The organism is Gottfriedia sp. OAE603, assembly GCF_040543965.1.
In the GTDB taxonomy this organism is placed as follows: domain Bacteria; phylum Bacillota; class Bacilli; order Bacillales; family Bacillaceae_G; genus Gottfriedia; species Gottfriedia solisilvae.
The window spans coordinates 3,098,745-3,110,259 of the sequence record NZ_JBEUNN010000001.1; the positions used below are offsets into that span (position 1 = coordinate 3,098,745).

The 11,515-nt window shown below is 36.4% G+C and carries 11 protein-coding genes and 1 other annotated feature (1 of these 12 running past the window's edge); of the genes, 2 read left to right on the forward strand and 9 right to left on the reverse strand.

Annotated elements, in window-relative coordinates:
- Positions 1-77: 77 nt before the first annotated feature.
- The 4 genes from ABID96_RS15900 to nadB all read right to left on the reverse strand — a co-directional run bounded on the left by ABID96_RS15900 (position 78) and on the right by nadB (position 6,580).
- Positions 78-2,909 (reverse strand): SafA/ExsA family spore coat assembly protein, encoded by a 2,832-nt coding sequence (locus ABID96_RS15900; protein ID WP_377896946.1) that lies wholly within the window; start codon positions 2,907-2,909, stop codon positions 78-80.
- A 215-nt stretch (positions 2,910-3,124) separates the two neighbouring features.
- Entirely contained in the window at positions 3,125-4,234 is a 1,110-nt protein-coding gene (nadA, locus tag ABID96_RS15905) for a quinolinate synthase NadA (RefSeq protein ID WP_192602866.1), read from the reverse strand.
- A 24-nt stretch (positions 4,235-4,258) separates the two neighbouring features.
- Positions 4,259-5,086 (reverse strand): carboxylating nicotinate-nucleotide diphosphorylase, encoded by an 828-nt coding sequence (gene nadC / locus ABID96_RS15910; RefSeq protein ID WP_192602867.1) that lies wholly within the window; start codon positions 5,084-5,086, stop codon positions 4,259-4,261.
- Between the two features lie 12 nt (positions 5,087-5,098).
- Positions 5,099-6,580, reverse strand: a complete 1,482-nt coding sequence (gene nadB, locus ABID96_RS15915; protein WP_192602868.1) for an L-aspartate oxidase — start codon at positions 6,578-6,580, stop codon at positions 5,099-5,101.
- 139 nt (positions 6,581-6,719) lie between these two features.
- Between nadB and ABID96_RS15920 the strand changes: the two genes are divergently transcribed.
- Both ABID96_RS15920 and ABID96_RS15925 read left to right on the forward strand, forming a co-directional pair.
- The gene (locus tag ABID96_RS15920) at positions 6,720-7,871 is read left to right on the forward strand and encodes an IscS subfamily cysteine desulfurase (RefSeq protein ID WP_192602869.1); all 1,152 of its coding nucleotides are present in this window, start codon (positions 6,720-6,722) and stop codon (positions 7,869-7,871) included.
- Positions 7,868-8,407 (forward strand): transcription repressor NadR, encoded by a 540-nt coding sequence (locus ABID96_RS15925; protein WP_192602870.1) that lies wholly within the window; start codon positions 7,868-7,870, stop codon positions 8,405-8,407. Before ABID96_RS15920 ends, ABID96_RS15925 begins: the two co-directional genes overlap by 4 nt.
- 35 nt (positions 8,408-8,442) lie before the next feature.
- Here the strand turns inward: ABID96_RS15925 and obgE are convergent, their stop codons facing one another.
- The 5 genes from obgE to rplU all read right to left on the reverse strand — a co-directional run bounded on the left by obgE (position 8,443) and on the right by rplU (position 11,483).
- Positions 8,443-9,729 carry a GTPase ObgE gene (obgE, locus tag ABID96_RS15930; protein WP_192602871.1) on the reverse strand — a complete coding sequence of 429 codons (1,287 nt, stop codon included), beginning with the start codon at positions 9,727-9,729 and terminating at the stop codon, positions 8,443-8,445.
- Positions 9,730-9,743: 14 nt separating this feature from the next.
- Positions 9,744-10,286: a Spo0B C-terminal domain-containing protein gene (locus tag ABID96_RS15935; RefSeq protein ID WP_088004120.1), complete on the reverse strand. Its 543-nt coding sequence runs from the start codon at positions 10,284-10,286 to the stop codon at positions 9,744-9,746.
- Positions 10,287-10,522: 236 nt separating this feature from the next.
- Entirely contained in the window at positions 10,523-10,813 is a 291-nt protein-coding gene (gene rpmA, locus ABID96_RS15940) for a 50S ribosomal protein L27 (RefSeq protein WP_025672162.1), read from the reverse strand.
- 16 nt (positions 10,814-10,829) lie between these two features.
- Positions 10,830-11,165, reverse strand: coding sequence for a ribosomal-processing cysteine protease Prp (locus ABID96_RS15945; RefSeq protein ID WP_088004122.1), 336 nt, complete (start codon positions 11,163-11,165; stop codon positions 10,830-10,832).
- A 9-nt stretch (positions 11,166-11,174) separates the two neighbouring features.
- Entirely contained in the window at positions 11,175-11,483 is a 309-nt protein-coding gene (gene rplU, locus ABID96_RS15950; RefSeq protein ID WP_088004124.1) for a 50S ribosomal protein L21, read from the reverse strand.
- 14 nt (positions 11,484-11,497) lie between these two features.
- Positions 11,498-11,515: a sequence feature (ribosomal protein L21 leader region), on the reverse strand (it continues 56 nt past the right edge of the window).

An 11,515-nucleotide genomic window follows, 5' to 3' on the forward strand; every position in this document is an offset into this window, starting at 1 on the left:
GTTGCTAACAATTAAAAGGCAATCATAAAAAAACAGACGATTTCATAATAGAAATCGCCTGATTAAAATCCAAGAATTTAATTTTCGTCTTCCTCAAAATACGGTACTCCATAAGAAGATTGATTTTGTGCATATGGAGTGAATAATTGTGAACTCGGATCAAAATACGGATTAGGTTGACCACGATACATTGGGCCATTTGGTCCTTCTGAGTAAGGCGAAACACCTGGTCCATTATTACCTTGGAACTTAGGATAATCCATTGGTCCTGTGTATGCTGGCAATGTTTGTGGGAAGTTCTCATTCGGTCCCATATATGCTGGCAATGTTTGTGGGAAGTTCTCATTTGGTCCCATATATGCTGGCAATGTTTGTGGGAAGTTCTCATTCGGTCCCATATATGCTGGCAATGTTTGTGGGAAGTTCTCATTTGGTCCCATATATGCTGGCAATGTTTGTGGGAAGTTCTCATTCGGTCCCATATATGCTGGCAATGTTTGTGGGAAGTTCTCATTTGGTCCCATATATGCCGGTAATGTTTGTGGGAAGTTCTCATTTGGTCCCATATATGCCGGTAATGTTTGTGGGAAGTTCTCATTTGGTCCCATATACGCCGGTAATGTTTGTGGGAAGTTTTCGTTTGGTCCCATGTATGCTGGTAAAGTATGTGGGAAATTTTCATTTGGTCCCATATACGATGGTAATGTTTGTGGGAAGTTTTCATTCGGTCCCATATATGCCGGTAATGTTTGTGGGAAATTATTATTCGGTCCATAAAATGCTGGTAATGTTTGCGCGTTATTAGGTCCCATATACGATGGTAATGTTTGCGAATTATTTGGTCCCATATACGATGGTAATGTTTGTGAATTATTAGGTCCCATATACGATGGTAATGTTTGTGAATTATTAAATCCAGGTCCATAGAACGCTGGTAATGTCTGCGCATTAGGTGCAGGGATCGGAGCTGGGATTGGCGCTGGAATCGGTGCTGGTAATGGAGTTGGCGCAGATGGTACCCCTCCAGCAATCGGTTGTGTCGCTGGTCCTGCAGCAGTAACTCCAGGAATCATTGGCATTTGCCCAAAGCTCGGGAATGTCGGTACAGCTCCTCCTGCTCCCTCTCCTCTACCTGGGTAATATGGATAATTATCATTTGGCCCATAATATGCAGGTAATGTTTGTGGTGAATTTGGTCCCATGTATGCTGGTAATGTTTGCGGCGCATTTGGTCCATAATATGCTGGCAATGTTTGTGGCGAGTTTGGTCCGTAATATGCTGGTAATGTTTGTGGGAAGTTTTCATTTGGTCCCATATATGCTGGCAATGTTTGTGGGAAGTTTTCATTTGGTCCCATATATGCCGGTAATGTTTGTGGGAAGTTTTCGTTCGGTCCCATATACGCCGGTAATGTTTGTGGGAAGTTTTCGTTCGGTCCCATATACGCCGGTAATGTTTGTGGGAAGTTTTCGTTCGGTCCCATATACGATGGTAATGTTTGTGGTGAATTTGGACCTTCAAATGCTGGTAATGTTTGTGGTGAATTTGGACCTTCAAATGCTGGTAATGTTTGTGCTGCATTTGAGTTTGGTCCTGTATAAGCTGGCAATGTTTGCGCTGCATTTGAGTTTGGTCCTGTATATGCCGGTAATGTTTGTGCTGCATTTGAGTTTGGTCCTGTATAAGCTGGCAATGTTTGTGCCTTATTTCCTGTTTGAATTGGTGATACTTGTTGATTTGGTTTTCCTGTTTGGACGGGCGAAACTTGTTGGTTTGGTTTTCCTGTTTGTATTGGTGATACTTGTTGATTTGGTTTTCCTGTTTGTACTGGTGACACTTGTTGATTTGGTTTCCCAGCTTGGATAGGAGAAACTTGTTGATTTGGTTTTCCTGTTTGGACTGGTGACACTTGTTGATTTGGTTTTCCCGTTTGGACTGGCGACACTTGTTGATTTGGTTTTCCTGTTTGTATTGGTGATACTTGCACATTTGGCTTTCCCGTTTGAACAGGAGATACTTGTTGGTTAGGCTTACCTGTTTGTACTGGTGATACTTGTTGGTTAGGCTTACCTGTTTGTACTGGTGACACTTGTTGATTTGGTTTCCCAGATTGGATAGGAGAAACTTGTTGATTTGGTTTTCCTGTTTGTACAGGAGATACTTGTTGGTTTGGTTTTCCTGTTTGTACAGGAGATACTTGTTGGTTTGGTTTTCCTGTTTGTACAGGAGATACTTGCTGGTTTGGTTTTCCCGCTTGTACTGGTGACACTTGTTCTTTTGGACTAGAAGTTGATGGAGAAACTAACGATCCTGGGAAGTAGTTGTTTTTCTCTGACATGTTTTGTCCTCCCTTGGTGTTCACTTTTAAATTATTTTCATTTATTGGTTTTTTATCTGCAACTGGCATGACAGCTTGCGGTATATTCGCATTTGGCTTTCCAGTTTGAACAGGAGATACTTGTTGATTACTATTACTTGTTGCAGGAGATACAGTTGGTTTCGCAGGTGGAATCGGTACTTGAATGACAGGTTTTATGTTTTTTGTAGGCGAAACTTCTACATTAATATTAAATGTATTATCAACATGTTTCGTTGTTGGTTGGACAGCAGGTTTTGGTTGTTCAGCAACAGGTGTTGGCTGTTCTGTTACAGGTTGAACTTGTTCTTTCTCATCTACGTCCAAATTAATACTCGTTTTTGGTTCCTTTGAAAGCTGTACCTCTTTTTGAGAACCTAAAGGTGCCTGCTTTTCTTTCATCTTTTCAGGTACTTTAATTTTCATACCTGGATAAATACTTTCTGGATTGCTTAATTGCGCATTTAATTTTACTAATTCGTCGTAATCGATGTTATATTTTTGAGCAATGCTCCAAAGGGTATCGCCCTTTTGAACTATATGAATTCTCACCTTTTCCCCTCCTGACCAATTGCCTCTACGTTGGATTGTACAGTTAGTACCTCACAACAATGTATGTCTGTAAATTTGTATTTATGATTGAAGGAATTTGAAAATATATTATTAAGCTTGTATAAGTATTTACTTTTTTCTAGCTTTTTCTATAAAAAAATCATTTAGCCAAATATGACTAAATGATTTTTATGATGAACTTATCATTATTATGCTTAGGCTAGTTCAAGCATTTTATCAAGCGCTTTTATTGCATCACTTGCAGTTTCTTTATCTACTGTAATAATGTTTTGAATGTTGCCTTTTTCGATATTTTCTAATGACCATAATAAATGTGGTAGATCGATACGATTCATTGTTAGACATGGACACATAAAAGGATTTAATGAAATAATTTCCTTGTCTGGATGATTTTTTATAATTCTTTGTACTAGGTTCATTTCAGTACCAATTGCCCACTTACTTCCTGCTGGTGCAGCTTCGATTTGGTCAATAATATATTTAGTTGAACCATTATCATCACTTGCAGCTACAACCTCTCTAGAGCATTCTGGATGCACAATGATTCTCATATCTGGATGGTTTTTTCTTACATTCTCGATATTTTTTACAGTGAAGTTTTCATGTACTGAACAATGACCCTTCCAAAGAATTACTTTTATATCTTGAATATCACCATCATACTCTAATGTATCTGTAATTGGATTCCAAATAGCCATATGTTCTAGTGGCACACCCAATTCATATGCAGTATTACGTCCTAAGTGTTGATCCGGTAAAAATAAGATTCGTTCCTTTTGAGTAAATGCCCATGATACTACTTTCTTTGCATTTGAGGATGTCACTGTCGCACCATCATTTTTCCCAACAAATGCTTTAATTGCTGCTGTTGAATTTACATATGTTAATGGTACGATCGTATCTCCGAAAAGCTCTTGTAACGCTAACCAAGCACGGTCAGTTTGATGATGGTCGGCCATATCAGCCATAGAACAACCTGCACGCATATCTGGTAATATGACAATTTGATCATCCTCAGTTAATATATCTGCTGTTTCCGCCATAAAGTGAACGCCACAGAAAACAATATATTTTGCTTTTTTATTGTTTGCAGCCACTTGAGCTAATTGAAGCGAGTCACCTGTTGAATCTGAAAATACAACAACTTCTTCTTTTTGATAATGATGACCTGGGATAAACAATTCCTCTCCTAGTCTTTCTTTTATATCTCTAACTCTTTTTTCCATTTCTTCAGTTGATAACGTGTAATATTCATCGGGAATTTGATATCCCTCGTTTTTTTGAATCATATCTAAGACATTCATATTATTCACTCCATTCCCCATTACTTACAAATAAAAACTGATATCTAACGCTTTAACTGAATGAGTTAGACATCCTAATGAAATCACATCTACCCCACAATTTTGAAAGTTTGCTAAATTCTCTAAAGTAATCCCACCTGAAGCTTCTGTTTTAATTGTTTCAGGTACTAATGTAACAAATTGTTTAATCTCATCTGGCGTCCTGTTATCAAACATGATTACATCTGCGCCAGCCTCTACTGCTTCACGAACTTGTGCTTCATTCTCAGTTTCCACTTCAATCTTAATCATATGTCCAAGTTTATGTCGTAGTGCATCTACTGCATTTTTAATTGAGCCTGCGTATGCAATATGATTATCTTTTAGCATAACTGCATCGTATAGACCAAAACGGTGATTAGCACCACCACCACATGTAACAGCATATTTATCAAATAAACGTAATCCAGGCATCGTTTTTCTAGTATCAACGATTTTTATATGATTATCATTTAGCGTTTCAACCGCGTTGGCAGTTAATGTGGCTATTCCGCTCATTCTTTGTAATAGATTTAACATTACTCGTTCTCCAGATAATAAAACTTGTACTGGACCCTCTACTTCAGCAATAAGCTGACCTTGTGTTACAAATTCACCATCTGCAACATGGCATGTAACTTTAATATCCTCATGTAATAATTTATAAGTAACTTCAATTAAGTCTGTTCCACAGATTACTCCGTTTGCCTTTGCTACAACTCTTCCAATAGAACGTTCTTTCATTGGAAAGATATGAATTGAAGATACATCCCCTTCACCAATATCTTCTAATAAAAATTGCTCAATCATTTTTTTTGCTTTTAACGTATTCAAGATATTTTCCCCCTATAAGTTAGCTGGTTCATTTACTAATTCGATAAAATGTGAGCCAATACTTTCTTTACGATTGAAGGCAGCATCAGCAACTAACTTGCCAGTTGTGATCATATTGTATATTTCTAATTCTTCTAAAGTCATTGCATGTGTTTCTAACTCTACTGACTCTAGATAGTCCGTAAAATAATTGATGACTTTCGCTAAACCTTCTTCTGTTCTAACGATCCCAACATACTTCATCATCATATCTCTAATGTCATTTTTAGTAGGTAATGTTCTTAATCTTGGTATTTCATATTTCATAACATTCACGTCAATCATCATGCTTGGCAGTTTTGCTATGAATCTAGCAACTTTTTTTCCAAATACAATGCCTTCTAAAAGAGAGTTACTAGCTAATCGATTTGCTCCGTGTACACCAGTACTAGCTACTTCTCCTACTGCAAATAACCCTGGAATATTTGTTTCACCATTTGTATTCGTTTTGACGCCTCCCATATGAAAATGAGCACCTGGAACTACTGGAATGTATCCGTCTGCTAGGTCAATTCCATTGTTTTTTACATTTGAAGATATTGTTGGAAAGCGTTCTTCAAAGTTATCAATTGAGCTAATGCATAAGTATATTTCTTCACCATTTTTCATTTCATTATAAATAGCTCTGCTGACAACGTCACGTGGCGCCAAGTCCTCGAATGGATGAATCCCCTTCATTATTCGACGACCGTTTTTTGTAACTAAATATGCACCTTCACCTCGAACTGCTTCAGAAACTAAGCCTTTACATTCACCATTTACATACAACATTGTTGGATGAAACTGAACAAATTCCAAGTCTGCCATTCCACATCCTGCTCGGTATGCCATTGCAATACCATCGCCAGTAATAGATTGATTATTTGAGCTAAATTGATACATCGAGCCAATTCCGCCAGTCGCTAAGAGCGTTGCATTTGCATAGTAAATCTTTAACTCGCCATTTTCTGCTAGCGCATAGACTCCAACACATTTGTGATCTTTTATAATAAAATCAATCGCCATTTCATTTTCGATAATTGTAATTTTATCTTCTAACCGTTTATACATTGTTTCAACAAGATGTTTTCCTGTTGCATCTCCACCTGCATGAAGAATTCTATTTTTACGATGAGCGCCTTCTCTTCCTAAATGAAATCTTCCATTTGGATCCATATCGAATTTCATACCAAAAGAAACAAGATCTTCCATCGATTTTGTTCCGTTTTTTACAAGCTCTTCTACAGCTTTCTCATTATTTATATAACAACCTGCCTCAAGTGTATCTTGTTGATGTAACTCCCATGAATCATCGTCAGTCATAACTGCAGCAATTCCACCCTGCGCTAGCATTGAATTACTATCAAATATTTTTTTCTTTGTGAATAGAATCACATTTTTAGACTGACAAATTTCCTCAGCAGCCATTAATGCAGCAATCCCACTGCCAATAATGACAACATCTGCTTTTCGCATCGTTGCCCTCCCCCATTTACATATACATCTATTTAAAATTTATCATATTAAAAAAAAAGCTGTCTTGACACCTATATTTACATATAATTAAACTAATGACAAGAAATTTTTTTTAAATGGAAGAAAGAGGGGCTACAAAATGATTTATTTAGACTATTCTGCCACAACACCAATGAGTGAAGAAGCTCTCGAGACATTTGTATCTGCCTCTAAACATTATTTTGGGAATGAAAGAAGTTTACACGACGTTGGATCAAATGCATCCCTTCTACTTGAAACTTGTCGTAAACAACTTGCTGGTTTTTTAAACGCTAGTCCAGCAAGTATTTACTTTACAAGTGGGGGTACTGAATCTAATATACTTGGCTTACAAACTCTTTTAAAAAGCACAAAAAAACCAGGACGCCATATTTTAACAACTACTTTAGAACATTCATCAATTAGTAACTATGTAAAAGTTTTGGAAGAACAGGGCTTTGAAGTTTCTTATATACCAGTAAATCAAAATGGAATCGTTTCAGTTGATTTGATTAAAAAAGCAATTCGTGATGATACAATATTAGGGATCTTTCAACACGTCAACTCAGAAATAGGCGCAATTCAACCAATTAAAGACATTGCTAAATTATTTAAACCATTGAATATTATGCTACACTGTGACTGTGTACAATCTTTTGGAAAATTGGATATAAATCTTGCTGAATTCGATGTTTCTAGTATAAGTATTTCTAGCCATAAGATTTATGGTCCTAAAGGTGTTGGGGCACTCTATATAAACCCAAAACTAACTAGTCAGCCAATTTATCCAGGAACTTCTCATGAAAGTGGAATCCGTCCTGGTACTGTTAACGTACCTGCTATTGCTTCTTTTGTAACAGCAGTAGGACATATTATTAATTCAAAGAATCATGATCAACAAAGATACTTAGCATTAAAACAATTATTTCGTTATGAATTGAAAGATGTTGAAAAATTAGTTCATTTTGAAGGTTCTGATGTAGACTGTATTCCAAATATAATTGGAATGAGAATTAACGGTCTAGAAGGTCAATTTGTGATGCTAGAATGCAATAGACATCAGTTTGCTATTTCAACTGGAAGTGCGTGTGCTATTGGAATGCAAAAACCGTCAGAAACAATGTTAGCCATTGGAAGAAGTGAACATGAAGCAAAGCAGTTTTTCCGAATATCAATTGGAAAATACACGAACGAAGAAGACTTAACAAAACTTGCTTCTACTCTTAAATTAATTATGAAGCAAAATTTACTAACCGAGGAATTGAAAAAATGAATAAAAAACTTTTAGGAGAAGAGAGAAGGAACAAAGTCTTACAATGGTTAAAAGAAGCCAAAAGTCCACTTTCAGGAAATTCCTTAGCAAAACGAGCAAATGTAAGTCGGCAAGTAGTAGTAGGTGATATCACTTTATTAAAAGCCAAAAATGAGCCTATTATGGCAACTGCTCAAGGTTATGTTTATATGCACCCAGACACTGGGTCAAACAAAATACAAAAAGTGATAATTTGTCGACATTCTAATACTGAAACAAAAAAGGAATTGGAAATATTAGTAGACCACGGTATAACAGTTAAAGATGTAATGGTCGAACACCCTGTATATGGTTATATAACAGCTCAATTACAAATTACAAATCGATATGATATTTCAATTTTTCTTCAAAAGATGGAAGAAACAAATTCAGTACCACTAGCGAACTTAACAAATGGAATACATCTTCATACAATAGAAGCTGATAATGATCAGCAGCTTGAGAATGCCCTGTCTGAATTGAAAAAAGAGGGAATTTTGATAGATATGTCCTCATAAAAAAAGGTAAGCAACCTAGTTGCTTACCTTTTTTATTAATCGATAAATTCAAATTCATACTCAGAGATTTTAACAATATCTCCGTTTTTCGCACCACGTTCACGTAATGCTTCATCAATACCCATACCTCGCATTTGACGAGCAAAACGTCGAATAGATTCTTCGCGTTCAAAGTTAGTCATCTTGAATAATTTTTCAAGTTCCTCACCTTTAACTACAAATGTTCCATCACTTTCACGCGTAATTTCAAACGTTGGTTCTTCTTTTTGATACTTATAAAGAACACGTAATGGCTTATCTTCTTCTTCATCATGAAGTGGGAACTCTGGTGTAGATTCCACTAAATCTGCGACCGTAAATAATAATTCACGTAGGCCTTGTCTAGTAACTGCAGAAATTGGGAAAATTTGCACTTCATCTCCAACTTGCTCTTTAAATTTAACTAAGTTTTCTTCACTTTGTGGGATATCCATTTTATTTGCAACGACAACTTGTGGTCGCTCAGTTAAACGTAAATTATACTCTTTAAGCTCTTGATTAATTGTTAAGTAATCATCATAAGGGTCGCGACCTTCAAGACCAGACATATCAATTACATGTACAATAACACGAGTTCTCTCAATATGACGTAGGAATTGATGACCTAAGCCAACACCTTGGTGAGCTCCTTCAATTAGTCCAGGTAGGTCTGCCATAACAAAACTACGATTATCATCTGTTTCAACAACACCAAGATTTGGAACAATTGTTGTAAAATGATATTCAGCAATTTTTGGTCGTGCAGAACTTACTACTGATAATAAAGTCGATTTTCCAACACTTGGAAATCCAACTAATCCAACATCGGCTAATACCTTTAACTCAAGCTGAATGTTACGCTCTTTACCTGGCTCACCATTTTCAGCAATCTCAGGTGCAGGATTTGCTGGAGAAGCAAAACGACTGTTTCCTCTTCCTCCACGTCCTCCTCTTGCAATGACAGCTGTTTGGCCATCCATAGTAAGATCGGCAATTAATTCACCAGTATCAGCATCAGTTACGATCGTTCCAGGTGGTACCTTAACAATCATATCTTCAGCGTTTTTACCATGTTGATTTTTTGACATACCATGTTGTCCACGATCTGCTTTAAAATGACGCTTATAACGGAAATCCATTAATGTTCTTAGTCCTTCATCTACTCTGAAAACTACATTGGCACCTTTACCACCATCGCCACCAGCAGGACCACCTTTAGGAACATACTTTTCACGACGGAAAGCAACCATTCCGTTACCGCCGTCTCCACCTTTTACATATATCTTGACTTGATCAATAAACATAAATCCACCACTCTTTATTTTTCCATTTTAAATTCTATACTGCATTCTTCTGTTTCACAAAAATATGACATCATTTGAATCTTTGAATGATCACTTGAAGACGAAACAATCCATTTCAGCATTTCTTCTTTCCTTGTTAGTTTACCTCTGAAGTCAAAAAAGAAACAAACTGTTTCATCATTTATTTCAATTGTTAAGCTAACATAATTCTCCTCATAAATATGTACCCATGATTCTAGTTTGCTTAAAAAATTTCGAATCCAATCTGTCATCATTTCATCTAAATTTTTAAGAGAACAAGGATCTCCTAAAATTTCATAATCTAGTACAATTGTCCGAGGTTTCCAATTATATGTAATAATAAATTCAGCAAAAGCTGGAATTTGTAAAGAACATATTTTAGCTTCGTTCAAGGAATCCGCAATGATTTTTGTCATCGTTTCTTCTAGCATATCCTTTTGACCTGTAGCCAAATAACCTTTAATTAATTGAATTCGATTTAACCAATCATGACGTGAATGTCTTAATACCTCAAGAACGTCCCATTTTCCCTGCATTGTACTTCTCCTATTGGTTTACTTTTTTGGTATATAAGAAGGTGATCATATAAAGAAAACTCGGCATTTGATAAATCACTTATTATGTTAAGCCGTTGTTTATCTTGTTTAAAAATGCTCGAGTTATTTGGAGCATATTGTTTAGAGGTTGCTTATCTAAAAAGCAAAAGTTTGAAAATATGTCAAATGTACAGAAAAACTCTAACCTAAAAGGTTAGAGTTTCTAAGTTAGTTTCTTAAGCTTCTTGAGCTACAGGGTATACACTTACTTGTTTGCGGTCACGGCCTAAACGTTCGAATTTAACAACGCCATCAACTTTCGCAAATAATGTGTCATCTCCACCACGACCAACATTTACACCTGGGTAAATCTTAGTGCCGCGTTGACGGTAAAGAATTGAACCACCAGTTACGAATTGTCCATCAGCACGTTTCGCACCAAGACGCTTCGACATTGAGTCACGACCGTTTTTTGTACTACCTACTCCCTTTTTAGAAGCAAATAACTGAAGATTTAATTTTAACATGGTTACACCTCCTGTTTTACTCGTTTATAGTGACATAATCACCGTAACTTGTTGCGATCGATTGTAAAGATACAAGCATCGCCTCAAGGATAAGTTGCGCTTTTTGCATTTCTTCATTGGTTAAATTCATTGGCAATTGATATTTCAAGATACCTTGTTTTTCATCAATATGCGTAAATGATTCTGCGTCAATGTTACAAAGAGCTTCCAGTGCATTTACTGTTCCGATAGAAACAGCTGAAATACCTGCACAAACAATGTCTGTACCGTATTCAGAAAAAAATGCATGTCCACTTATGATAAAGGAACAAATACGTCCATCTTGTAAACGTTCAATTGTTATATTAGTCATTACTTATAATTAAGCGTTGATTTTTTCGATAACAACTTTAGTGTAAGGTTGACGATGACCTTGCTTACGACGGTAGTTCTTTTTAGATTTGTATTTGAATACAAGAATCTTTTTAGCTTTACCGTTCTTTTCAACTTTAGCAGTTACAGTAGCTCCTTCAACAGTTGGGCTACCAACTTTGATGCTTTCGCCACCTACGAATAAAACTTTGTCGAATGTAACAGTGTCACCTGCGTTTGTATCAAGCTTTTCAATGTAGATTGCTTGACCTTCTTCAACTTTGATTTGTTTTCCACCAGTTTCAATAATTGCGTACATAATTGCACCTCCTCAAATAGTCTAAGACTCGC